Below are 22468 nucleotides of genomic sequence, written 5' to 3'. Positions count from 1 at the left end.
ACATTAAGCACGACGGCGGGTTCCCGGCTTGAAGAAGCCGGGAACCCGCCGTCGTTTGCATTTGAGCAAGCGCCCGTCAGGGTTCGCCGGGGACCCGCGGAAGCGTGGGCGCCGGAAGCGGCACAGGCACAGTCGGGACAGGGACGGGCAGCTTGATGGTCCGGTCGCCGGGAATGCCGGGAATGCCCGGTTCGCGGGAAGCGCCGGGCCGGTCCGGAACCGCGGTCGGGCTCCCGGTGCCCGGCGTGGCGGTGCTGGACGGCGCCGGGGTTGCGCCAGGGGCGTGTGCCGCCCCGGTGGGCTGCGGGCTGACGGATGGTGCCGCCGGGAGGTCGGGAGACTTGGCCGGCGCCGGGAGAACCTTCGCGACGACGGTGCCCACCACCTCGCCCAAATGACCCAAGGCGGCCGGGATGCCGCCGTCGGACGCGGCCGCAGCGGTGGCACCGGCCGCGAGGGATGCCACGACGGCGACGGCGGTGACGGCCAAGCGGCGTCTGCGCCGGCGCGCGGCCAGCTCGTCTACCGGGCCTGCGGCGGGGCTGTCGGGCACGGAGTCCGCCACAGCCTGAAGGGCGGGGCCGGGCACAGTATGAAGGGCGGCGCCGGGCACCATGAGGGCGCGGAGCCGGTCCGAAGGCTCCGGGCGGACATCGGCCAGGGCACGGAGTTCCAGCAGTTCGCCGCGGAGGTCTTCGGCGTCGCCGAGGCCGGCCTCTGACAACAGGCGGTCGATGCCTGCAGCACTGCCGTTAGCGGGTTTTTCGCTCATGATCTGCCATTTCTTTGTAGCGCGCACTCCCTGAGTGCGTGCAAGGCCCTGCGCTGCAACTGCTTCACGGCCCCTTGGGTCTTGCCCATGATGGCCGCTGTTTCTTCCACTGAAAGGTCGGCCACAACCCGCAAGGCCAACACTTCGCGGTAGTCGTCCCTGAGCCCGTCGAGGAGTCCGGTCACGCCGAGCCCCTCGCCGTGGGCGAACGCCTGCGCCTCGGCCGACGGTGCTTGGCGGTCATCCAGTTCCGGTTCGAAGGAACTGAACGCAGGTTCGCGCTCCCGTTTGCGGTAGTGGTCCACCAGGCGTGCGTGCGCGATCGAAAAGAGCAGGGACTTCGCTCCCTGGAGTCCCCCGTGAAGGGACGGGATTTTCGGGTACAAGGCGAGGAAGACGTCCTGGGTGACCGCTTCGGGGTCGTGGACGCCGCGGGCCTGCAGGTACCCGAGGACCTGGCCGGAGAAGCTGTTGTAGGCAGCCGTGAAGAACAGTGCAGGGTCCTCCCCGACCGTCTGAGTGTATTCATCAGCCAAAGGGTCCAGCACCCGCGGCCCCTCCATCCCACGCAGCGCCGTTGCCTCTACCGGTGGTCCGGGAAACGGCGCTGTCGTCTGTTGCGTTTCGGGGCTCCCCGCCCGAAAACAGGGAGCCCCGTGTCGTTAAAGCCTAGCCGCGGCCCTAGCGACGGACGGAATCGGCTACTCCGCCAACCTTGCCGGGGAGCTCGGCCGGGGCGCCCGGAACGGCAGGCACGGAGGGAGCGGCCGGGACGGCGGGCAGAGCCGGCAGGCTCGCGTTTGCACCGGTGTTGGCCTCGGCCGAAGCGGCACCGCGGGCCTGGAGGTCCGCGTCGACGCCTGCCACAACTTCCTTGCAGTGGGCGTCAACGTTGGACTCGCCACCTGCGGCAACAACCAGGGACTCATAGCCCGGAACCTTGGCGTCCGCGTTCAGGCCACCGCTGAGCAGCGCCTTGCACAGGCCGAAGGATTCGGGCAGCACGACATCGGCGGCCTTGGCCTTCGCAGCCTCGACAGCGTCCGCGATCTTTGCCTTCGCGGCTTCGAGAGCGTCGGCAGCCTTCGTCTTCGCCTCGTCGGCAGAATCGGCGGCCTTTTCCTGGGCATCGGCAGCAGCGGCATCAGCAGCGTCGGTGGCCTTCGCCTTCTCGGCATCGGCCTTTCCGGCAAGTTCCTGGGCAGCAGGTGCGGGTGCGCCGACCAGTTCGTGGGCCTTCTGCTGGAGGTCGGCGGGAAGCACGCCGGCGAACGCGGCGGCCCCGGAACCGGCTACCGTGACGGCTCCGGCGGCGAGGAGCCCGGCTGCGACTTTGCTGGTGGCAAGGACAGTGAACATGGACATGAAAACCTCCGACAAATGTCTGGCTTTGGCACGGCAGCAACGGTCGGCTGCCGGTGGTCAGTGGCGCGGGCGTTGCCCGCACGACCCTTACATCGCCGGGGGTCGCGGAAAAGTTACACCTTCACGGGAAAAATTTTCAGGCGGCGAGTTCGCGGGCCTGCTCGATCAGTTCCAGCACCGCCGCCGAGTCCGCCGGATCCACCGGCAGGGGCAAAGCGGAGGAGGCTCCGCCGTCGGCGATCTTTTCCGCGAGGATCCGGTAGAACTCCTGGTAGGCGCCGCGCTCGGTGGGTACCGGCGTGCGCACGCCGTCGCGCTCCAGGATGCCGTAGTTTTCTTGCCGGTCCAGGCCGTAGGCCGGGTCCGTGGGCAGGCCGCCGGCGAGGATGAAGGGCTCCTGCGGGTCGACGCCGTACTTCACAAAGCCGGCATCACTGCCCAGGATCCGGAAACGCGGGCCGTGCAGGCGGCTGCTCAGGTTCAGCGCGTGGTGGCTGACGACGCCGGAGTCGTGCCGGAGGGCCAGGAAGACGTCGTCGTCGGCAAGTTCCTGGGCACGGCGGGCGGTGATTTCGGCGTAACTGACCGTCGCAGGGCCCAGCAGCTGCAGCGCGAGGTCCAGCACGTGGGTGCCGAGATCGAAGAGGACCCCGCCGCCGTCGTCCACGCCCGCGCCGGCTTTCCACGCCTTGCTGATCTCCGGCGCCCAGCGCTCCATGGAACTTTCGAAACGCAGCACCTCACCCAGCACGCCGGCGTCGAGCAGTTTCCTCACGGTGAGCGCGTCGCCGTCCCAACGGCGGTTCTGGTAGACCGTGAGCACCCGGCCCAGCCGCCCCGCCAGCACGATCAGTTCCCGCGCCTGTGCGCTGTGCACGGCGAACGGTTTGTCCACGACGACGTCGAGCCCGGCTTCCAGCGCTGCTTTCGCCAGCGGGTAGTGGCTTGCCGGGGGCGTCCCGAGGACCACGAGGTCCAGGTCCGGGGCGAGCTCGAGGATGTCTTCCGGCCGGTCCACGAGCCGTACCCCCGGATAGCGCTCCGTTGCCGTCTGGCGGCGTCCGGCGTCGGAGGTGGCGATCACGTCCAGCGAATAAGCGGGGTCCGCCGCGAGGAAGGGCGCGTGGAAGACGCTGCCGGACAGGCCGTAGCCGGCGACGGCGGCGCGGATGGGTGTGCGGGAAGCTGGCGTCATGCGGCCAAGGCTACCCCCGGCGCACCGGCGGCTGACAGGGAAAGGGCCGGTGCCCGCGGGATCTTCCGCGGGCACAGGCCCTTTCCCTACCTGCGGCAGGGGTTACTTCTTTTCCCAGCCGATGGTGGTCCAGTCCGGAACGTTGAAAGATTAACTTCGAAGGATGTGCTTCGAATCACATCCCAGAGGAAGCTATCACATGGAAATGCACAGGAATGGCCAAGGCGCCAAGTCAAGGCGAAGCTGGTGTCCGGATCGTTATCAGCGGATCACGGTTGTTCGCACTCTTCAGCGGCCGGAAAGAGTCACTTTGCGTCAGGCGGGCAGCCCAGCAGGCGGCCGGCAAATTCGTGCCAACCCGCCTCGATCCGGGCGCACTCGATGCCCTGGCTGCGCAACGCGTAGAGCACCCTTTCGGGGTCGAGGGTGGCAAGCAGGAATGAGGCCATGAGCCAGGGATCGCCGTCGATGCCGGCTGCGCGCAACAGCATTTCGACATGGCGATGCCAGAGCAGGGCGGGCGGAGCAGCATGGCGGTTATGGGGCGAATGCTCCGCGGCCCTGGCGAGTTCGCCGTACTTATCGATGTACCTGATCCGCGCCTCGCCAAAGGCGATAAGGCGTTCCATCGGCGGGGCGCCGGGGCCGAGCGGCGGAGGGCCGAAGATGAATTGCTGCTGGAACTCGGCCTCGGCGTCGCTAAGCAGGGTCATCATCAATCCGGCGCGGTTGCCGAAACGGCGGAAGACTGTCCCCTTGCCCACTTCCGCCCTGCAGGCAAGCATGTCCATGGTGACGGCGTCGGCGCCATGTTCGGCAATAAGTTCCCTGGCAGCCTGCAGGAGACGCTCCCGGTTGCGGGCGGCGTCACTGCGCTCGGACTGCGGCCCCGAAGTACCCTCCGGGCGGATTGGGATGAGGCTCACAAAAAACATTCTAGTCGTGGGAATACAAAGCGGACTGTAGTCCGTTTATCTTGGTGAAAGGCAGCAAATCCGCCTCAAACCAAGAGCCCAGCGGCCCAGGCCGCGGACCGAAGCAAGGAGTTTCCCATGACCACGAACACCGTCCTCGCCCTGGTCGGCAGCCTTCGCGCCGACTCCCACAACCGCAAGCTCGCCGAGGCCATCGCCCTGAACGCGCCCGAGGGCGTTGACGTCCGGGTCTACGGCTCCCTGGGCAACATCCCGTTCTACAACGAAGACATCGACGTCGAGGGCCAGGTTCCGGCCGAGGCCGCAGCCCTGCGCGCCGCCGCCGCGGAGGCCGACACCCTGCTGCTGGTCACCCCGGAGCACAACGGCACCCTGCCCGCATCCCTGAAGAACGCCATCGACTGGCTGTCCCGCCCCTACGGCGCCGGCGCCCTGGCAGGGAAGCCGACCGCCGTCGTCGGAACTGCTTTCGGTCAGTACGGCGGTGTCTGGGCACAGGACGAGGCCCGCAAGGCCGTCGGCATCGCCGGCGCCAAGGTGCTCGAAGACGTCAAGCTGGCCGTTCCGGGTTCCATGATCCGTTTCGCTGAACTGCACCCGAAGGACGACGCCGAGGTCGTCGAGCAGATCAAGGGCATCTTCGAGCCGCTGACCGCCGTTGAGGAAGAAGTAGCCGCCTGAATCCTGCCGGCCAGATAGCTCGACAAGGCCCCGTTCCGTCCGAAGATTTCCGGGCGGGACGGGGCCTTTTTGTCCCCCGGGTCCCTGAGCCATCGGGCACGAGTTGTGTGGCAAATGGTTGCCTAGGTGCACCAAAAATGTCATCTGGGCTTAAGCCCGGCCCCGTAGCTTCGCTTGCATGACGAAGCCTCCAAAGCCAGTCCCCAGTTCCGCCACCCCTCAGCAGGGCCGTCCTTTCCTGCGTCAACTGTCCAAGTCTGTGCGTAGCCGCAAACCGCTCACGATTGTGGCTGCGGGCTGCACGCTCGCCGTTCTGGGCGGTGCCGGCATTGCCGCCGCCTCCACGATCCCGTTCGGCCAGCACCAAGTCGGCTCGCAGACTGACAGCGGGGAGCAGGTCTCCTCGAATCAGGTGATCAAGCCCCTGGGCGACCGCCTGATGACTCCGTTCGGCAAGCTCATGGGCTCGACGGTCAGCCCCGACGGCCGTTACCTCGTAGGGACCAGCACTGACCGCTCGGTCGACCTGCAGGTCTTCGACCTCAAGACCTACAAGCCCGTCGCCGCGGCGGGCACCCTCGCAGCCACCTCGTTTGCAACGGCGGCGGGCAATGCCGGCTACGCCAACATGGCGTACCAGCGCATCACCGACGGCTCCGTCGGCCAGGAAGGCCCGGTCTTCTCGCCCGACGGCAAGTTCCTCTACGAGCCCGTCGCCACCGGCGTCATCCGCTACCCCTTCAACGCGGACGGCTCGCTCGGGACCGGAACCAAGATCAGCATTCCGACGGCGGGCGGCAAGCAGGCGCTGACGGCCGGCATGGCCTTTTCCCCCGACGGCTCCACACTGTACGCCGCTGTGAACGGGCAGAACACGGTCGTCGCGATCGACCCGGCCGCCGGAACTATCAAGGGGACCTTTAATACCGGCATCGCCCCGCGCCAGCTGAAGTTCGTCGGCACCAAGTTGTACATCTCCAACGAGGGAGGCCGCCAGGCCGTCGCGGGCGAGGCGACCATGAACTCCTACGGCACGGAAGTTCCCGCAGACACCAAGCTCGGCACCTCCACGACCGGTACGCTCAGCGTCATCGATACGGCCAACGCCTCCGCGCCGGCCTCCTCCATCAACGTTCAGCTGCACCCGACCGCGATGCACCTCGACGGCTCCACGCTGTACGTGGCGAACACCAACAGCGACACCGTGTCAGTGGTGGACACGGCAAGCAACAAGGTCCTGCAGACCATCGCCACCCAGCCGTGGGCCTCCTCCCAGGTCGGCTACGAACCGACCGCCATCACCATGCAGGGCGACCACCTCCTGGTCTCGCTCGGCCGTGCGAACGCGATCGCGGTCTACAAGGTCAACAAGGAGGACCCGAAAGACCCGGCCAGCTACATCGGCCTCCTGCCGACGGACTACTACCCGGGCAACGTCACCGCGGTGAACGGCCAGATCGTGGTCACCAACATCCGCGGCATCGACGCCCGGGGCCCGGAGCTGAGCTTCGATAAGGGGCAGGGCACCAACGTTGCGACCGGCCACGGAACGCACTCCACCACGGCTTCGCTCACCAGGTTCACCCTGCCCGGCGACGAGCAGATCCGGCAGCACACCGGGACGGTGTTCGAGCAGAACGGTTGGGACGGCGCCTCAGTCAAGCAAGCGACCGCCGCAACCGCGGCCAACATCCCGGCTGTAGCCGTCCCGAAGCGGATCGGGGACCCGTCCACCATCAAGCACGTCTTCCTGCTCGTCAAGGAAAACCGCACCTACGACCAGGTCTACGGCGATATGAAACAGGGCAACGGCGACGCCTCACTCGCCCAATTCGGCGCCAAAGTCACCCCCAACCAGCACGCACTGGCCAGCCAGTTCGGCCTGTACGACAACACCTACGACATCGGCACCAACTCGGCCGAGGGCCACAACTGGATGATGCAGGGCGACGACCCCGCTTACACCGAGACCAGCGCCGGTGAGTACACCCGCTCATACGACACCGAAGATGACGTCCTGGGCCACCAGCGCTCCGGCTTCCTCTGGACCTCGGTCAAGGACGCGGGCAAGACCGCCAGGAACTACGGAGAATTCGACTCCGAAGAGGGCAAGTCGGCCGGCGCGACCTGGCAGGATTACTACTGCGCCGCCACGGGCACCATGTCCGGCGGCGACTCGGCCCAGCTCTTTACTCCGGCCCTGCAGATGCACGCCAGCTCCGCCATCCCGTCGCTCAATGAGATAACCGACCCGAACGCGGCTCCGTTCGACACTGCCGTGCCGGACATCTACCGCTACGCGACCTGGAAGCAGGACTTCGAGAAGAACGGGCCGAAGAACTTCCAGATGATGTGGCTCTCCAGCGACCACACCGGCGGCACCGCCGACCCCGAGGCCCAGGTGGCCGACAACGACCTCGCCGTGGGCAAGATCGTGGACGAGATCTCACACTCGCCATACTGGAAGGACTCGGCGATCTTCATCGCCGAGGACGACAGCCAGAACGGCGCCGACCACGTCGACGGCCACCGCGCTCCGGTCCAGGTCATCAGCCCCTATGCGGTGCACGGCAAGACCGTCAGCACCTTCTACTCGCAGATCAACATGGTCCGCACCATCCAGCAGATCCTCGGCGCCCAGCCGCTGAACCAGAAGGTCGCCGCGGCCACTCCGATGTTCGACGCCTTCTCCGCCAAGGCCGACCTGACACCATACAAGGCGGTCCCGAACCAGGTCCCGCTCACTGAAGGCGTCAAGACCGCCCCTGCCTGCGGCCTCGACACTCTCGGCCGGACGGGAGCCTCCGCCGCCGCGGTGAACGCAGCAGCAGCCAAGGCCGCGGCTGTCCCGGCCTCCATGCAGGAAACCGCCGAGCAGTGGGACGACTGGTCTGAGCAGCAGCACCTGACCGGCAACGGCGCGAAGGAAGACTACGCCAACCCGCACCTGTTCAACCGCTGGACCTGGTACCAGACCCACGACTGGTCCACCCCGTACCCTGGCGACGCCAAGATCTACGGCCCGAACAACGTTCCGGGCATCCCAGCCGGCTCCACCAACCACGAGGACGACTGACCGTCCTGTAACACCCCCACCTGGGGGTCATTGCGCGTCGATTACGACGGCGGCGGCCCCCACCTCTCCCCCTCTTCACCAGGAACGATTGGATACCCCAATGTCTTATCCAGCACCACGATCCACACGGAAAAGAGTTGCCGCGGCCTCCGGCGCGGCAGCCCTTGCCGTCTCGGCCCTGACCGCCGGACTGGCGGGCTTCGGCTCCGGCCCGGCCAGCGCCGTCGAACCCCAGCCTGGGACAGCGACGCCGATCAAGCACGTGGTGGTGATTTTCCAGGAGAACGTCTCCTTCGACCACTACTTCGCCACCTACCCCAAGGCCGCCAACACCGCCGGCGAAACCCAGCAGGGCAGCGGCACCCGCGCGGCTTCGTTCACCGCCGCGGATGACACGCCCAAGGACATCAACACCCTCGCCCACGCAGGGCTTCTGGCCCCGAACAACCCCAACTCGGTCCAGCCCGACCGGCTCTCGCCCATGCAGGCCGTCACCTGCGACCAGGACCACGGGTACGGCGCCGAGCAGAAGGCCTACAACGGCGGTGCCATGGACAAGTTCGTCCAGTTCACCAGCCGCGACGCCTGCGGCACCAACCAGTACGGACGCCCCGGCCTGACCATGGACTACTACGACGGCAACACCGTCACCGGCATCTGGAATTACGCCCAGAACTACGCCATGAGTGATAACCACTTCAGCACGGTCTTCGGCCCCTCCACCCCGGGCGCCCTGAACCTCATCTCCGGCCAGACCCACGGCGCCACCGAGTACAACGCCGCCGGACAGCCCGTCGCCACCCCGGCCGCCGGAAGCAGCGCGGTCCGCCAGCCCGACGCGCAGGGTGTGGGCACCGTCATCAACGACCCCGACCCGGTCTACGACGACTGCTCCAACAGCAGCCACACCAAGACCGGCAACCTGGCCGGCATGACGGGCAAGAACATCGGCGACCTGCTCAACAGCAAGGGTGTGTCCTGGGGCTGGTTCCAGGGCGGCTTCACGCCGACCACCGCCGCCACGGCCGCCGGCCCGGCATCGTGCCTGTCCACCCACACGAACGCCGCCGGCGCCAGCGTGGTGGACTACTCCCCGCACCACCAGCCGTTCCAGTACTACGCCTCCACCGCCAACCCGCATCACCTGGCACCGGCCTCCGACGCGGAAATCGGCCACAACGGCCAGGCGAACCACCAGTACGACCTCACGGCGTTCAACAAGGTGGTGGACACCGACAACATGCCCGCAGTGTCCTTCCTGAAGGCCGGCGAATTCCAGGACGGTCACGCCGCCTACTCCGACCCGGTGGATGAGCAGAACTTCGTCACCAACACCGTGAACCGGATCCAGAACTCCAGGAACTGGGCCAACACCGCCGTCGTGCTGGCCTACGACGACTCCGACGGCTGGTACGACCACGTCGCCGCGAAGGTGAAGAACTCCTCCAACTCCGCCGACGACGCCGCGTGGTGCCAGAGCGCCGCAGCCAGCGGTGTCCCCATGGCCGGCGGCTACGCTGACCGTTGCGGCCCCGGCCCACGCCAGCCGCTCGTGGTCATCTCCCCCTACGCGAAGAAGAACTTCGTAGACCACACTGAGACCGACCAGGCCTCCATCCTGCGGTTCATCGAGGACAACTGGGGCACCGGCCGGATCGGCGACTCCTCCGCCGACGCCACGGCCGGCTCCGTCAATGCGATGTTCAACTTCCACCACCAGCGCAACGACAAGGTCCTGCTGAACGAGCAGACCGGCGCCGTAGCGTCCATCAGCCACACGGCCGACGGCGGCAACTCCGGAAAGTAACGCCCACAGCGGTCCTCCATGGAACAACTCCAGGAACCACCTGCAAGAAATGCCGCCAGACCAACGTCTGGCGGCATTTCTTGCAGCGCCATTCACACCGCCATTTGCGTCTCCGCAGGCACGCTACCAATCCGTGACGGAGCTGATGCAGAACCGTCACCGCGGGCGGCATTCCGCGCGGGATTTGCCGGATTTACGGTTGAAGCAGGAGTTGGCAAGGATGGGTGGCGCCCGGTGGCGCTGTCCGGTAGCACGGGGGCTGTCATGGTGGGCAGGCGCGGATTCAGACGCCCGACGGCGGTCGCCCCGCCGCGCGTTTTGCCGCTCGCTTTGCGAGTCGCCACGCCGCCCGCCCTGCCCCTGATGAGCCTGATCCTCTGCTCTTCGGCCCTGTGGCTGGCGGGCTGCGCCTACCCCTCGGGCGTGGAACCGGGGTCGACTCTTCCCGCAGCCGCCCCGCCGGGCAATTCCGCTCCTGCCACCGCCTCCCCTGTATTTCCGGAGGCCAGTCCCGTTCCGGCGGCATCCCCTGCCGCCCCGCCGAAGCCCGCCGCGCCGGGAACCACCTCCCCCGGCGCGGGCGGCTACGTCCTCCCGGACACGCCACCTCCGGTGGCCACGCCTCCTTCGATCGCCACGCCTCCTTCGCCTCCGCCCCTGTCCACCGGCGCACCTGCCCCGGCTCCCGGCGAGAACTCGGGCATCCTGCCGGGCGCGGCTGCTGGCGGCGCACTGCTTTCGGGCCCCGCCATCTACCTTGTGGCAATCGACGACGGCGGCAACCGCGGTGCCCGGTTCGGCTGCAACGACAGCCTGGTCGCCGTGCGGCTACCGGGGGCATCCGGGTCATCCGGATCATCGGGGAGTTCAGCCACCGGCCAGGACAGCCAAGCCCAGGGCGGCCAGGCCTCGGTCGGCCCGACGGCGGGATCCCGGCAGGATCCCCTGGCAACCGCAATGACGTGGCTGCTTGGCCCGGACAGCGTTCCTGCCGGCTCCGTTCTGTACAACGCCCTCTCCGCTTCGAGCCTGAACTACGTTTCCGGCCAGCTGGATGGCACCATCGCCGTGGTCGAGCTGAGCGGGGAACTGCGTCAGGGCGGGGTGTGCGACAGCCCCAGGATCGAGGCCCAGCTCACGCAGACCGCCATAGCAGCCACCGGTGCCGTCCGGGCGGAAATCCGGATCGATGGTCGGCCGCTGTCGGAGTTCCTGAGTCTGCGCTGACCGGGCGTGCGACCGGGCGACGCTGCCCCGGCCGACAAGGGTTGCGGGCTCATGATGTGGCGATCGCAATCAGGCGGCGGAGCGCCCAGGCCATCCGCACCAGCCGGAGGCCCGCAGCAATGGCGAGCCCGAACACCACCGCCTCAAGGGGCCAGAACCCGGTGACGCCGTTGCCTTCGATGACGATCGCAGACAGCGCCGCCACGAGCAGGGCCGCCAGCACCGGAATGACGGCAAGAAACGCCTCCCCGATCTGCCGCCGGTGGTCCGGGGTGAGCCTTTCCAACGGGAGGGCACGTTGCCCCGGCGGCGCCTTCTTGCCGAGCACGTTCACCAGCATGGAGACACTGCTAAGGATCAGGCCGGCCACCGCACCGGACAGGGTTGCCAGCGTCTGGAACAAAGTCCGCCGGGAGTCCTCGGCGACCCCCTCGACCATGAACGGCTGCCTCAACGCGCCGGAGACCAACAACCAGGCGGCCACCGCCAAGGCCGCCCAGAGCAGGTCCGCGCGCGGATGCAGGAGGAACCAGCGCCACATGGCGTGGCTGCGGGGGCGGCCGATCCCGACGTCGTACAGGCTGCTCATCGTGCGATACCTCGTGCCAGGGCCCGTTCCCCTTCGCCTGCCGGTTCCCCGGCGAATGCTTGTTTCACCGACATAGCCGCGGCAAGGGCCGGAACCACGGAGTTGTCCGGCGTTCCCTTCACATCGGGCAGGGTCCTGGCGAAGAAATCCTCGTGGTTCTGCGACTGCTTCCGCAGGATTTCCACCGCCTCAGCGGCGGCACGGGCTGGATCGTTGAAGGCTCCGGCGTCGACGTCCACATAGGAAATGAACCGTTCCTTAAGCAGGTCCACCACTTCCCGGTCCCCGCTGACGGAATTCCGGCCTTCGGCCACCACGTGGTCGAACTGCTCCATGGACCCTGAGCGCCGGAACAGCTCGATCAACTGCTGGATGCGCTCCCTGATCCGCTGCTTGTCCTGCGCGCTGCCGCTGCGGCCCACGCTCAATGAAATCCGGAACGTGCCTTCGCTCATGAGGCGCGAGGCGCTGTCCAGGACGTCCGCCCATTCGCCCTCCATGAACTTCCCGGTAAGGCGGCTGGCCGGCAGGGAGAACTCGAAACGGCTCACATCCAGCCGGTCCAGGATGTCCCCGACGTCCTCCCGCACCACCGGAACAAGCACGGGCTCCAGGCCGAGGACACCGCCAAGGTACTCCCCCAGCCGCGAGGCCCGCGGGCCGTTCCCGCTGCTCAGCACAGCGAGAACGTTCCGCCTCAGGAAGGCGAAGTACGTGGTCTCCAGAAGGTGGTCGCCCGCGTCGAGCGGCAGGGCCTTCCGGCGGCCCGCGCTGTCCCCGACGCTCGGCAGGTTCCCGCCCCGCACGCGGTCCAGCAGCAGCACCGGGAGGGGCACGACGGCGGCCGCCTGGGCGAGCAGGACCGTGCCGTCAGCGCAGCTGTAGTGACGGTCCACGCCGTCGGCTTCCGCGTTCCGGAGCACCTCGGCCAACCGGCGCGCGGGAAACGGCCGGAACAGTTCATCCCCGTTCAACTGGTCGATCCGCCAGAACTGCACGCTCCGTTTCATCAGCCCTCCATCCCGTGTCCATCCCAGGTCCCGTCCCCAAACCTGCCTTGTGCCAAAGCTACGCCGGGGCACGGACATTCATGCCGCCGTCGCCCCGCCGTCCGCACCCCTGCGCGAACTGGTAGCAAATGCCCCCTTCAGAGGCCCGCAGAGGTCACGTGCTGCCGGTTCGTGCCTCGAAGGAAAAATCAATAAGAGGCCCGAGAGAAACAACTGTTGCTCAATTGGCAACTCCGGGGAGTATCCTTTCCCTGTGACCCACGAAACACTGGACGCCGGGCCGGAGCTGCCCGCCGAAGCGATCGATGCCATCGAAAGGGCTGCAACCGCCGCCCACCGCCACGAGGAACTCTTCTCGGAGCGCGCCGCCAACATCAAGCAGTCAGCCGTGCGGGATGTCTTCGACATCTCCATGCGCCCGGGCCTCGTGTCCCTTGCCGGCGGAAACCCCTACCTGCAGTCCCTGCCCCTGGAAAAGCTGGGCCAGACCGCGGCGCGGATCATCGCCGAAGAAGGCATGACCGCCCTGCAATATGGCGGCGGCCAGGGCACCGAGGAATTGCGCACCCAGATCTGCGAAATCATGGCGGCCGAAGGCATCACCGATGCACGGCCGGAGAACGTCGTCATCACGGCAGGTTCCCAGTCCGCGCAGGACGTCGCCACCAAGGTGTTCTGCGATCCCGGCGACGTGGTCCTCGTCGAGAATCCCACCTACGTTGGCGCCCTGAACACGTTCGAGGCCTACCAGGTCCAGGTTGAAACCGTGGACATGGACGGCGACGGCCTGGTGCCGGAGATCCTGGAAGCGCGGATCGCGGACCTCCAGGCGCAGGGCAAGAACATCAAGTTCCTGTACACGATCCCCAACTTCAACAACCCGTCCGGCATCACCCTTGCGCAGGAGCGCCGGCAACGCATCGTGGATATATGCCGCAAGGCGAATATTCTGGTCCTCGAAGACAACCCGTACGGCCTGCTGCGCTTCGACGGCACCCCATGGGCGCCGATGCGCGCCGGCAACGCCCAGGACGTCATTTACTTTGGCTCCTTCTCCAAGATCTTCGCGCCGGGCCTGCGCATCGGCTGGGCGCTGGTTCCGGAGCACCTGCAGCGGCGCTTCTACCTGGCGTCGGAGGCAGTGACGCTGTGCCCGCCCACGCTCAACCAGATGCTCGTCTCGGCCTACCTGCGCGACTACGACTGGCGCGGCCAGATCGCAACGTACCGGGCGCTGTACCGGGAGCGCTGCGAGGCCCTGCTCTCAGCGTTGGACGAGCACATGCCCGACGGCCTGAGCTGGACGCGGCCCGACGGCGGGTTCTTCGTCTGGGTGACGCTTCCTGACGGCGTGGACACCTACCCGCTGCTCCAGAAAGCGATCGACGCCGGCGTCGTATTCATCCCGGGAGCCGCTTTCACACCGTCGGACGGCCGGTCAAATAAGCTGCGGTTGGCGTTCAGCGCCGTGCCCCCGGATACTATTGCCGAAGGCGTCCGGAGACTCGCCAAAGTACTCACGGAAGCAATTGGAAACAGATCCAGCAAAGGAGCAGGTCTATGAGCGGTGTAGTCATCGTCGGTGTCGACGGAAGCGAAACGGCGCGTCGGGCGGCCGAATCGGCCAAGCGTCTGGCCACGGCCCTGGAAGCCGAACTGCGGGTCGTCACGGCATTTGAAAGCGACCGCGTTGAAATCGTCGAGAGCGGCGCCGACAAATGGGTCCTCTCCGACGCAGACGCCGCGGAAAAGGTTGCGCGCACCATCGCCGGTGAACTCGCCTCGGAGCAGCTGCAGACCAGCTTCGGCGCCGTCCGCGGCAAGGCCGGCGAAGCCCTCGTCAAGGAAGCCGAGCGCGTGGAAGCCGCGCTGATCGTGGTGGGGAACCGGCGCATGCAGGGCCTCGGCCGGATCCTGGGCAGCGTGGCAAACACCGTGGCCCACAACGCACCCTGCGATGTCTACATCGCCAAGACGGACGAACCCGCCTAAAGCCGGTTCACTGAGCCGGTTGGTTCCCTGGTGAAAGCCGGGAACCAACCGGCTTTATTGTTGGGCGGACCCCTGTCCGCGACCCCGGGTATGACCTGCCGCACTGCCGCCCTTGACGGGAATCACGCCGCGTGGTGGGCGGTCTCACCCCGTTTTCGGCCGGTGCGCAAGGACCCCGCCGATAAAATTGAGGAAGGCACCCGAAGGCGCGAGCCGCCCATCACAACGACCTCCAGGACCCTCACTTGCTTACTCTGCAGCCGCGCCAGCGCGTCGGGCACGACATCCTCCTCGCCCGCCACGGAAACCACATCAGCTCCATGCGTTTCGACCGGAGCAACGACCGCATCGTTGCCCTCCTGGACGACGGAACCACGGACAGCGCCCCGAACCTTATTTCGCCGCTGCTTCAGATGCCGGAAACCTTGGGCAGCGTGCTGCGCTCGGATTGGCGCGCCCTGGTGATGGGGTCCGCGATGATGCTGGCAATCGGCCTCCTCGCCGCCGCCGCATCCATCGGACTGATCGGCAACATGAGCGAAGAGCAGCTGGCGCAGATCGCCTACTCCAGCTCGGTGTACTGATCCCCACTCGCCCCCTAGCCTCGCTTCGCTTCGGCCAGGGAACCCTGCCAGCGTGGGCCCACCACTGGCCCCACCGCAGAACCACAAACGCAAAGAGCCCGACCGCGCCACACGGCGCCGTCGGGCTCTTCTTGTTAATCCAGTTAGTCCAGCAGCAGCGCCGGCTCTTCGAGGATGGCGGCGACGTCGGCCATGAAGCGGGCGGACAGGTCGCCGTCGACCACGCGGTGGTCGAAGGACCCGCCCAGGGTGGTGATCCAGCGCGGGATGACCTCGCCGTCGAGCACCCAGGGCTTCTGCTTGATGGTGCCGAAGGCGACGATCGCCACCTCGCCCGGGTTGATGATGGGCGTTCCCGTGTCGATGCCCAGGGCGCCGATGTTGGTGATGGTCAGAGTGCCGCCCTGCATCTGCGCGGGCTGGGTCTTGCCGGCCCGGGCGGTGGTGGCCAACTCGTTCAGGGCCAGGGCAAGTTCCTTGAGGGAGAGGTCCTGGGCGTCCTTGATGTTCGGCACCATCAGGCCCCGCGGGGTGGCGGCGGCGATGCCAAGGTTCATGAAGTGCTTGACCTGGATTTCGGCGCCACCCTTGCCGTCCGCGTCCTCCACCCAGCTGGCGTTGACGCTGGGGTTGCGGGCGGCGGCCCAGATGACGGCCTTGGCGAGGATCAGCAGCGGCGACACCTTGATGCCCTCGAAGTCGCGGGAAGCCTTCAGGCGCTTTACGAATTCCATGGTGCGGCTGGCGTCCACATCCACGAAGATGCTCACGTGCGGTGCGGTGAAGGCGGATTCCACCATGGCCTTGGCCGTTGCCTTGCGGACGCCCTTGACGGGAATCCGCTCCACGCGCTGGTCCTGGGGCTTACGGGAAGCGCCCCAGAAGGAGTCGGCCTGGTCCAGTTCGGCGTCGCGCTGGGCCTGGTAGCTGACCAGGTCCTCGCGGGTCACCTCTCCGCGGGCGCCGGTGGCAACGACGTCGGCAAGGTTGATACCGAGGTCCCGGGCGATCTTCCGCACCGGCGGTTTGGCCAGCGCGCGGCTGACGATGCCGCTGACCGTCGCGCCCAGGGCCCCGCCGAGGCCGCCGGCTGCCTGGGTTGTTTCCGCCGTAGCGGCGGGTGCTGCCGTCGGCGCGGCGGGCTGCGCAGGAGCAGGCCGCGCGGGCGCGGGGGTCTCGACCGCGGTGGCGGGAGCCTCCGGAGCTGACGGGGCCACCGCAGAAACGGTGCCGCGGCGCGGGCGCCGCTTGACGGCGTCGGCCTTCGGACCCGAGCCGACCAGCGGACCGCCCGCCGGGCCCGAATCGGAGGTGCCGGCGTCGGGCGCGTCTTCCTTCAGCTTGCCGTACATCGGCGCCTCAGTTGCTGAAGGCTCGACGGCGGCGGGAGCCGCCGGGGTGGGCGCCTCACCGGCCGCCGTGGCGGCGCCGTCGGAAATGCCGATGATGGGTGTCCCGACCTCCACGGTGATGCCCTCGGCCACGAGGAGTTCGGACACCGTCCCGGCGTACGGGGACGGGAGTTCGACGAGGGACTTGGCCGTCTCGATCTCGCAGATGACATCGTTGATGGCCACGGCGTCGCCCGGCTTGACCTTCCAGGAGACGATTTCGGCCTCGGTCAGGCCCTCGCCGACATCCGGGAGGTTGAATTTCTTAACAGTCACTTCGGTCCTTACGTTTCAGCAGGCGGCCTGCAGGCCGCGCGCAGCAGGAGCGGCTAGTAGGCCAGCGAACGGTCCAGGGCTTCGAGGATCTTGTCGATGTCCGGCAAGTAGTCCTCCTCGACCTTGGCCACGGGGTAGGGCATGTGGAAGCCGCCCACCCGGATGACGGGGGCTTCGAGGTGCAGGAACGCGCGTTCGCTGATCCGGGCCGCGATTTCGCCGCCAATGCCGCCGAACGTCGGAGCCTCGTGGGCCACGATCAGGCGGCCGGTCTTCTTCACCGAAGCCTCGACGGTGTCGAAGTCGATCGGTGAAATCGAGCGCAGGTCGATGACCTCGACGCTGTGCCCGTCCTCGGCCGCCGCGGCGGCGGCCGCGAGGGCCACCGGCACCAAGGGGCCGTAAGCCACGATCGTGGCGTCGCTGCCCTCGCGCAGGACGTGCGCCTTGAAGGGGTCCGCTGCCAGGCCCGGGTTTTCGGTGTCGACCTCGCCTTTGAGCCAGTAGCGGCGCTTGGGCTCGAAGAAGATCACGGGGTCCATGCACTCCACGGCCTGCTGGATCATCCAGTAGGCGTCGTGGGCGTTGGAGGGGGTGATGATCCGCAAGCCGGCCGTGTGCGCGAAAAGCGCTTCCGGGGATTCGGAGTGATGCTCGATCGAGCCGATGCCGCCGCCGTAGGGAATACGGATGACAACAGGCACATTGAGTTTGCCGCTGCTGCGGAAATGCATCTTGGCCAGCTGCGTGGTGATCTGGTTGAAGGCCGGGAACACGAAGCCGTCGAACTGGATTTCGCAGATGGGACGGTAGCCGCGCAAGGCCAGGCCGATCGCGGTACCGACGATGCCGGATTCGGCGAGCGGACTGTCCACCACGCGGTCCGGGCCGAAGTCCTTGAGGAGCCCCTCGGTGACGCGGTAGACGCCGCCCAGGGCGCCGATGTCCTCGCCCATGAGCAGGGACTTGGCATTGTTGCTGAGGGTTGCGCGGAGGCCTTCGTTGATGGCCTTGGCAACGGTCATGGTGGTCATCAGTGACCGGCCTCCTTTTCGCCTTCGAAACCTGCCTCGTATTCCCTGAACCATGCCTGTTCTTCAGCGACCAGGGGGTGCGGCTCGGCATAGACTCCGGCGAAAGCGTCGTGGATATCTGGCGCCTGCAAGGCCACGGCGGTGCTGCGGACGTGCGCGGCCAATTCGTTCCCGTCCTGCTTGACCTGCTCGAAGAAGGCATCGTCGGCCAAGCCCTCGGCGCGGAGGTACTTCTCCAAGCGATCCAAGGGATCCTTGCCGCGCCACTCGGCTTCTTCGGCCGACTCGCGGTACTTGGTGGGATCGTCGGCCGTGGTGTGCGCGCCGACGCGGTAGGTGTGGGCTTCAATCAGTACCGGGCCCCGGCCCTCGCGTGCGTGCTCAAGGGCCCATTCGGTGACGGCGTGGACGGCGATGACGTCGTTGCCGTCCACCCGGATGCCCGGGAAGCCGTAGCCCTTGGCCCGGTTGAAGAGCGGAATCTTGGTCTGAACCTCGGTGGGAACCGAGATGGCCCAGTGGTTGTTCTGGCAGAAGAAGACCACGGGGGCGTCGTACGAGGCCGCGAACACCATGGATTCGTGGACGTCGCCTTCGGAGCTGGCGCCGTCGCCGAAGTAGGCAATCACAGCGGCCTTGGGGCTGTTTGATCCGGCGGCTTCGGCAAGCTTCTGGTCGCGTTGGATGCCCATGGCATAGCCCACTGAATGCGGGGTCTGTGCAGCGAGGACGAGGGTATACAGGTGGAAGTTGTTCTCGTTCGGGTCCCAGCCGCCGTTGGAGATGCCGCGGAAGAGTTTCAGCAGCTCTGCGAGGTCAACGTTCCGGGTCAGGGCGACGCCGTGCTCCCGGTAGGTGGGGAAGATGTAGTCCTGCGGCTGGCTGGCCCTGCCGGAGCCGATCTGAGCGGCTTCTTGGCCGGTGAGGGGAACCCAAAGAGCCAGCTCGCCCTGGCGCTGCAGGGCGGTGGCTTCCTGGTCGAAGCGGCGGATCTTGGCCATGTCCGCGTAGAAACCGCGCAGCTGTTCCGGTTCCAGGCGCTTGGCGTAATCCGAAAACACCGGATCCGTGCCGAGCTTTCCATCCGGCCCGAGCAATTGGACCATCCCCATTGCGGGGTCGCCGGACTCTGTCCCCTCAAGGAACTGCTGTCCGGTCCCGTTGATCCGGGGGGTGGGCAATTGGGTTGAGCCCATTCCGTCTCCTTTGCCTGCCGCAGCCGACGCTGAGCATTTTTTCGCTGATATATTCCATTTGGGGAATGTATTCCTCAAATGGAATATTTGGCTTGCGTCCCTAACTTTATCCTCAGTAAGGGACGCAAGGACATTTGTTAACCCCTACAAAGGCCGGGGCGGATTTGTATAACCGGTACAGAGTTCCAACAAGCGGGTGTTCGCCTCAACCTCGCCGATGCTGACCCGCACGCCCTCGTTGGCGAAGGCCCGGACCGACAGCCCGCGCTCTCCGGCCAACTCGGCGAACCCCGCGCTATGCTCCCCCAAGTTGAGCCAGACGAAGTTCCCCTGGGCTTCCGGAACAAACCAGCCAAGGTGTCGCAGGCCGGCGACAACGCGGTCGCGTTCGTCAACGAGGCCCTGCACCCGTTCCACCACCTCGTCGAAGTGTGCCAGGGACGTGACGGCAGCCCGTTCGGCGATCTGCGACACCGCGAACGGCGTGGCGGCCACACGCAGGTGCTGTGTGATTTCCGGGCCGGCGACGCTGTAGCCCACACGGAGCCCGGCGAGGCCGTGCGCTTTGGAGAAGGTACGGAGAACAGCAACGTTGGGGTAATCCCGGTACAGCCTGATGCCGTCCACCGCGTCGCCGTCGCGGACGAACTCCTGGTAGGCCTCGTCAATGACAACGACGACGCCGGCCGGGACGGACTGGATGAAACGCTCCGTTTCCTCCGCTGTAAGGATGGGCCCGGTGGGGTTGTTCGGCGTGCAGAGCAGGATGACCTTCGTGCGCACTGTGACGGCCGCGGCCATGGCTTCGAGATCGTGGCGGCCATCGGGCAGCAGCGGAATCCTGACGCTTTCCGCCCCGGCCAGTCCGACGCAGATGGGATAAGCCTCGAAGGAACGCCAGGCGTAAATCACTTCGTCGGCCTTGCCGTCGGCGTTCTGCCCGGCGAAGGCGGCGAGGATCTGGTTCAGGGCGCCCAAGCTCCCGGCACCTGTGACGACGTCCTCAGCGGGGACTCCGAGGAACTCCGCGAGCGCGGTCCGCAGCTTGGTGGCGAGGGGATCGGGGTAGCGGTTGACGTCGCTCTGGTCGGCGATTGCTTCCAACACCGCGGGAATCGGAGGCAGCGGGTTCTCGTTCGAGGACAGCTTGTAGCTGGTCAAACCCTCAATTGCCGCAGGCGGTTTTCCGGCGGCGTACTTAGGAAGGCTGTCGACCACCGGGCGGGGCCGGACGCCCTCCCGCGCCATGTCAGAAGAAGTCATGGTTCCAAGCCTACTGGTCGGCTTTTTTGGCCCCGCGTGGACACTCCTTGGTGCGCTGTATGAAAGCATGGGCGCATGGGTGCATTCATTGTCCGTGTCCTGATCAATGCGCTGGCTCTCTGGGTGGCCAGCTGGATTCTTCCCGGCCTGGATATTTCCACGACGGCCACCAGCAACGCCGTCAACAATGCCGGCATCACGCAGGGCGGTGACACCCTTGGCATCATCCTTGCCTACTTGTTCATCGGCCTGATTTTCGGAATCGTCAACGCCTTTGTCCGCCCCCTCGTGAAGCTGCTGTCGCTGCCTATCACGGTCCTGACCCTGGGCCTTTTCACGATCATCATCAACGCGGCGATGCTCTACCTCACCGCCTGGCTCAGCAGCTACACCCCTGTACACCTGACCATCGACTCCTTCTTCTGGACGGCGGTCCTCGCCGCGATCATCATCAGCGTGATTTCGATCGTGGCCAACCGGATCCCCGGGGCGCACCGGCGCTGACCGCACCTCAACCCCTCAACGCCAACCCGCCGTGGAGCGGCCTTCGGAGTGCCGGGGGATGTGGCTGCGGCGCGGGCATTGCCTCGCGCGTGAGCTTGAACCTGGTCACCTTCGCGGCAACACTGCCGGTCCCGAGTACGCCCGCCAGGGCGGCAGTGGACGCTACCAGCGACGGGTCGCGGCTCGCGGCGACCCGTTCCGCGCCTTCCGCGTAGGTCTCCAGCCGGTGCCCTGGGCCGAGGCCATACTCTTCGCCCGGCGGAGTCTGGACCGGGTTCCCAAGGGTAACTGTCACCCGGTCCTTCGTATCGGCATTGGGCACGCCGTCCGTTCCCGGCACCCAGTCCTGGCTGTGTTCCAGATGCAGGCTGCTGATCCCGGGCTCGGGTTTGATTCCGCCGACCGGGGATCCCGCCGTGAAAACGTACTTGAGGTCGTACTCGGCCAGGAAAGCCTTGTTGGCCGCCAGATTCATCGCGTGGACACCGCCTTGGCTGTGCCCGACCGCCACGACCTTCTGCCCGGCCTCGGCTCCCGCCTCCCGCAGTGCCTCCTGGATGGCAGGGGCGAGGTAGGCAGAGTCGTAGCCGAGGGCGTCAATGATGCCGCCCTCGTCGATGGGGTTGCTTCCGCCCGGCGGTTTTCCCGCCTGCGTACCGGGAATCAGCACCACCCAGGCGGCCTCCTTGCCTGGACGCTCCACTTTAACGACAGCGATTTCCCCCTCCCCATCGCTGTGCAACCCTTCATCCATGCGAAGGAGCCCCGCGAGGGAGGTGTCGATGGTTTCCTTCGTGGTTTCCTTTTTCTGTACCGAGACGGGCCGTGGTTTCAGGTGCGCCAGCGCGGGCACGGCCACGATGATCCGCAGAGCGGCCCGGACGTCCGTCTGGCCCGCCAACAACGCGTTAGCCGGGCCGGCCAACGCAATTCCACCGAGCAAAGTGCCAAGAATCAGCGGAAGTTGCGCCACCAGGTGTTCGGCACGGTCCCGGTCGCCGCCGAGTGTGCCGGGCATTGCGGGTACGAACCGCATCTTCGCCTCCAAGAACGGCGGGTAGAGCAGACCTAGGCGCAACGCGATCGCGTTCAATGACTCGGTGTACTCGTATTCGCGATGGCTCGCCCGGACCTGTTCGCAGCTTGCCCGGATTGCGTCACGCACCCGACTGACGCCGAGCGCGCCGTCGCCTACGGCACCGATTGCGGGTCCGCCGCTGGTGAAGGTCTTCAGTTCCGAAAGGACGAGCCCACGGCGGATTGCATCGGTTTCCGTGACGATGGCATCCAAGGTCCGGACGACGCCGTCAAGGGCGCTGGCTCCCGCCAGGAGTTCTTCGAACTGGAAACTGATGCCGCCAACCCCGCCCCGGATCTTCAGGTCGCCATCCCCCGGCGGTTCCACAGGCCGGAAGTCACTGTCATCCTGCATGCGCACCCCAGCCATCAGTTGCCCGGCCCTGCGGCAACCGCTGCCTGATGCCGCACCATGACGGAAGCTTCCTGCAAAGCATCGCGCGCTCTCCGAAGGTCAGTCACATGTACAGCAAGGGCCCTCCGATACGCCCGGC

The 22468-nt window shown here is 66.8% G+C and carries 20 protein-coding genes; 8 read left to right on the top strand and 12 right to left on the bottom strand.

All coding sequences use genetic code 11. The annotated features are described in order from the left end of the window. Positions 1 to 76: 76 nt before the first annotated feature. The 5 genes from ACNQPB_RS05410 to ACNQPB_RS05390 all read right to left on the bottom strand — a co-directional run bounded on the left by ACNQPB_RS05410 (position 77) and on the right by ACNQPB_RS05390 (position 4258). Positions 77 to 772 (bottom strand): hypothetical protein, encoded by a 696-nt coding sequence (locus ACNQPB_RS05410; protein ID WP_498749734.1) that lies wholly within the window; start codon positions 770 to 772, stop codon positions 77 to 79. After that, positions 769 to 1320 carry an RNA polymerase sigma factor gene (locus ACNQPB_RS05405; protein ID WP_498749732.1) on the bottom strand — a complete coding sequence of 184 codons (552 nt, stop codon included), beginning with the start codon at positions 1318 to 1320 and terminating at the stop codon, positions 769 to 771. Before ACNQPB_RS05405 ends, ACNQPB_RS05410 begins: the two co-directional genes overlap by 4 nt. A 133-nt stretch (positions 1321 to 1453) precedes the next feature. Next, the gene (locus ACNQPB_RS05400) at positions 1454 to 2137 is read right to left on the bottom strand and encodes a hypothetical protein (RefSeq protein ID WP_498749730.1); all 684 of its coding nucleotides are present in this window, start codon (positions 2135 to 2137) and stop codon (positions 1454 to 1456) included. 136 nt (positions 2138 to 2273) lie between these two features. Then, a complete protein-coding gene (locus ACNQPB_RS05395; RefSeq protein WP_498749729.1) occupies positions 2274 to 3332 on the bottom strand; it encodes a Gfo/Idh/MocA family protein in 1059 nt (352 codons plus the stop codon). Between the two features lie 305 nt (positions 3333 to 3637). Further along, entirely contained in the window at positions 3638 to 4258 is a 621-nt protein-coding gene (locus ACNQPB_RS05390; RefSeq protein ID WP_498749727.1) for a TetR/AcrR family transcriptional regulator, read from the bottom strand. Positions 4259 to 4384: 126 nt separating this feature from the next. On the opposite strand from ACNQPB_RS05390, the gene ACNQPB_RS05385 reads away from it, so the two are divergent. The 4 genes from ACNQPB_RS05385 (at position 4385) to ACNQPB_RS05370 (ending at position 11058) form a co-directional block, all read left to right on the top strand. Further along, positions 4385 to 4948, top strand: a complete 564-nt coding sequence (locus tag ACNQPB_RS05385) for an NAD(P)H-dependent oxidoreductase (RefSeq protein WP_498749725.1) — start codon at positions 4385 to 4387, stop codon at positions 4946 to 4948. A 178-nt stretch (positions 4949 to 5126) separates the two neighbouring features. Next, entirely contained in the window at positions 5127 to 8024 is a 2898-nt protein-coding gene (locus ACNQPB_RS05380) for an alkaline phosphatase family protein (protein WP_498749723.1), read from the top strand. Positions 8025 to 8124: 100 nt separating this feature from the next. Then, a complete protein-coding gene (locus tag ACNQPB_RS05375) occupies positions 8125 to 9831 on the top strand; it encodes a phospholipase C (protein ID WP_498749721.1) in 1707 nt (568 codons plus the stop codon). Between the two features lie 363 nt (positions 9832 to 10194). Next, positions 10195 to 11058: a GerMN domain-containing protein gene (locus ACNQPB_RS05370; RefSeq protein ID WP_498749719.1), complete on the top strand. Its 864-nt coding sequence runs from the start codon at positions 10195 to 10197 to the stop codon at positions 11056 to 11058. Positions 11059 to 11107: 49 nt separating this feature from the next. Here the strand turns inward: ACNQPB_RS05370 and ACNQPB_RS05365 are convergent, their stop codons facing one another. After that, complete coding sequence (locus tag ACNQPB_RS05365) at positions 11108 to 11647, bottom strand: hypothetical protein (RefSeq protein WP_498749717.1); 540 nt, start codon at positions 11645 to 11647, stop codon at positions 11108 to 11110. After that, the gene (locus ACNQPB_RS05360) at positions 11644 to 12657 is read right to left on the bottom strand and encodes a hypothetical protein (RefSeq protein WP_498749715.1); all 1014 of its coding nucleotides are present in this window, start codon (positions 12655 to 12657) and stop codon (positions 11644 to 11646) included. Before ACNQPB_RS05360 ends, ACNQPB_RS05365 begins: the two co-directional genes overlap by 4 nt. Positions 12658 to 12910: 253 nt before the next feature. Here ACNQPB_RS05360 and ACNQPB_RS05355 point away from each other — a divergent pair, with 253 nt between their 5' ends. From ACNQPB_RS05355 to ACNQPB_RS05345, 3 genes are all read left to right on the top strand, one after another. Then, positions 12911 to 14221, top strand: a complete 1311-nt coding sequence (locus ACNQPB_RS05355; protein ID WP_498749714.1) for an aminotransferase-like domain-containing protein — start codon at positions 12911 to 12913, stop codon at positions 14219 to 14221. Beyond that, complete coding sequence (locus ACNQPB_RS05350; protein WP_498749712.1) at positions 14218 to 14649, top strand: universal stress protein; 432 nt, start codon at positions 14218 to 14220, stop codon at positions 14647 to 14649. The genes ACNQPB_RS05355 and ACNQPB_RS05350 overlap by 4 nt, the downstream gene beginning before the upstream one ends. A 245-nt stretch (positions 14650 to 14894) precedes the next feature. Beyond that, entirely contained in the window at positions 14895 to 15233 is a 339-nt protein-coding gene (locus ACNQPB_RS05345; RefSeq protein ID WP_498749710.1) for a hypothetical protein, read from the top strand. A gap of 143 nt (positions 15234 to 15376) precedes the next feature. Here ACNQPB_RS05345 and ACNQPB_RS05340 read toward each other — a convergent pair whose 3' ends face one another. The 4 genes from ACNQPB_RS05340 to ACNQPB_RS05325 all read right to left on the bottom strand — a co-directional run bounded on the left by ACNQPB_RS05340 (position 15377) and on the right by ACNQPB_RS05325 (position 20393). After that, positions 15377 to 16900, bottom strand: a complete 1524-nt coding sequence (locus ACNQPB_RS05340; RefSeq protein WP_498749709.1) for a dihydrolipoamide acetyltransferase family protein — start codon at positions 16898 to 16900, stop codon at positions 15377 to 15379. 53 nt (positions 16901 to 16953) lie between these two features. Further along, positions 16954 to 17934 (bottom strand): alpha-ketoacid dehydrogenase subunit beta, encoded by a 981-nt coding sequence (locus ACNQPB_RS05335; RefSeq protein WP_498749707.1) that lies wholly within the window; start codon positions 17932 to 17934, stop codon positions 16954 to 16956. Further along, positions 17934 to 19130: a pyruvate dehydrogenase (acetyl-transferring) E1 component subunit alpha gene (gene pdhA / locus ACNQPB_RS05330; protein WP_498749705.1), complete on the bottom strand. Its 1197-nt coding sequence runs from the start codon at positions 19128 to 19130 to the stop codon at positions 17934 to 17936. The genes ACNQPB_RS05335 and pdhA overlap by 1 nt, the downstream gene beginning before the upstream one ends. A 144-nt stretch (positions 19131 to 19274) precedes the next feature. Beyond that, positions 19275 to 20393 (bottom strand): histidinol-phosphate transaminase, encoded by a 1119-nt coding sequence (locus ACNQPB_RS05325; RefSeq protein ID WP_498749703.1) that lies wholly within the window; start codon positions 20391 to 20393, stop codon positions 19275 to 19277. A 75-nt stretch (positions 20394 to 20468) separates the two neighbouring features. On the opposite strand from ACNQPB_RS05325, the gene ACNQPB_RS05320 reads away from it, so the two are divergent. Next, positions 20469 to 20897 (top strand): phage holin family protein, encoded by a 429-nt coding sequence (locus ACNQPB_RS05320; protein WP_498749702.1) that lies wholly within the window; start codon positions 20469 to 20471, stop codon positions 20895 to 20897. Positions 20898 to 20904: 7 nt separating this feature from the next. Here ACNQPB_RS05320 and ACNQPB_RS05315 read toward each other — a convergent pair whose 3' ends face one another. Then, on the bottom strand, positions 20905 to 22329 hold the full coding sequence (locus tag ACNQPB_RS05315) for an alpha/beta hydrolase family protein (protein WP_498749700.1): 1425 nt from the start codon (positions 22327 to 22329) through the stop codon (positions 20905 to 20907). Positions 22330 to 22468 lie beyond the last annotated feature (139 nt).

Origin of the sequence: Curtobacterium sp. LFS079, from assembly GCF_047977865.1 — a bacterium.
In the GTDB taxonomy this organism is placed as follows: domain Bacteria; phylum Actinomycetota; class Actinomycetes; order Actinomycetales; family Micrococcaceae; genus Arthrobacter.
The sequence above is the reverse complement of the archived record's forward strand: the minus strand, read 5'-3'. Positions and strand labels throughout refer to the sequence as shown.